The organism is Dietzia sp. DQ11-38-2 (assembly GCF_014145055.1).
Taxonomy (GTDB): Bacteria; Actinomycetota; Actinomycetes; order Mycobacteriales; family Mycobacteriaceae; genus Dietzia.
In genome coordinates, this window is record NZ_JAALDW010000481.1 from 1 (window position 1) to 1728 (window position 1728).

1 protein-coding gene is annotated in these 1728 nt (G+C 71.3%); it reads left to right on the top strand.

Translation table 11 applies throughout. From position 1 onward, the window contains the following. Positions 1–6 precede the first annotated feature (6 nt). The coding region (locus G6026_RS15040) for an arabinosyltransferase domain-containing protein (RefSeq protein WP_347238119.1) at positions 7–1728 on the top strand (1722 nt) is incomplete at its 3' end.

Consider the following 1728-nt stretch of genomic DNA (forward strand, 5'->3'; position numbering starts at 1 on the left):
GCCATCGTGATCGGCTTGATCGCCACCGCCGTGGCCCTGTGGGCCCTGCACGGACTCGACCAGACCGACGGTCGCCGGTCCCGCCGCTTCCTGCCCCGCGGGTGGTTCAGGATCCGGCTCCCGGACGTGGCCGTGATCGGCACGCTCGGTGTGTGGCACTTCGTCGGCGGCAACACCTCCGACGACGGGTACATCATGTCGATGGCCCGGGCCGCGGACCCCGCCGGCTACATGGCCAACTACTACCGCTGGTACGGGGTCCCGGAATCGCCGTTCGGCTCCCCCTACTACGACCTGCTCACGATGCTCGCCCACGTGTCCACCGCCAGCCCGTGGATGCGGCTGCCCGCGCTGATCGCGGCGATCCTGTGCTGGCTCGTCATCAGCCGCGAGGTCCTGCCGCGGCTCGGCCGCGCCGCACGGACCACCCCGGTGGTGGTGTGGAGCGCCGCCGCCGTGTTCCTCGCCTTCTGGATGGCCTTCAACAACGGCCTGCGGCCCGAGCCCGTCATCGCCCTCGGCGCACTGCTCACCTGGACGTCGGTCGAACGCGCCATCGCCACCCGGCGCATGTTGCCGTACGCGGTCGCGGTGATCCTCGCCTCCTTCTCCCTGGCCACCGGCCCCACCGGACTGATGGCCGTCGCCGCACTCGTCATGGGGCTGCGCCCTGTCCTGCGCACCGTCGTGGTGCGCGGACGCGAGGTCGGCTCACGCCTGGCCCTGGTCGCGCCGGTACTCGCCGCGGGGACCATGGTGCTCATCAGCGTCTTCGGCATCCAGTCCCTGGCCTCGGTACTCGAGGCGATCCGGGTGCGCGGCGAGATCGGCCCCAACCTGAACTGGTTCGAGGAGTTCGTCCGCTACTACTACCTGATGATCCCGACCGTCGACGGTTCGCTCTCCCGTCGACTCCCGGTGTTGCTGGTCCTGCTGTGCCTCGTCATGGTGATCGGCACCCTGCTGCGCCGCGGCAAGATCCCGGGCGCGGCCTCGGGGCCCGTCTGGCGCCTGGTCGGCGTGGTCGTGGGCACCGCCTTCTTCATGATGTTCTCCCCCACCAAGTGGACCCACCACTTCGGTGTGTACGCGGGGATCGGCGCGGCGATCGCGGCGCTCGGCGCCATGGCCATCGCCGCGTCCGCGGTCCGCACCGCCCGCAACAGGACCGTGTTCCTGGGCATCACCCTGGTGGTGCTCGCCCTGGCCTTCGCCGGCCCCAACGGCTGGTGGTACGTCTCGAGTTACGGCATCCCCTGGTGGGACAAGGCCCCCAGCATCCGGGGCATCGACGCGGCCACCGTCCTGCTGGGCCTGGCGGTACTGACCTTCGCCTACGCCGGATGGCAGCACCTCCGCCAGGATTACACCGGCACGCAGGCGCCCAGGACCCGTGAGGGCCGTCGGCGTATGCGGACCATCGCCGCCGCACCCATCGCGGTGGTCGCGGGGCTGCTCGTCGTCTTCTCCATCGCCTCGTTCGCCAAGGGGGTCCACAAGCAGTACCCCGCGTACACGATCGCGGCGGGCAACTTCTCCGCCCTCGCCGGCAACCCGTGCATGCTCGCCGACCGCGTCCTGGTGGAGCCCGACGCCAACGACGGCATGCTCACCCCGCTCGCCGCGACCCCCGGCCCGGACGGGTCGATCGACCCCGCGGACCGTGCGGCGGCCATCGAGGCCGGCGAGAACTCGGGGTTCACCCCGGACGGCGTCGCGCCCGACCTG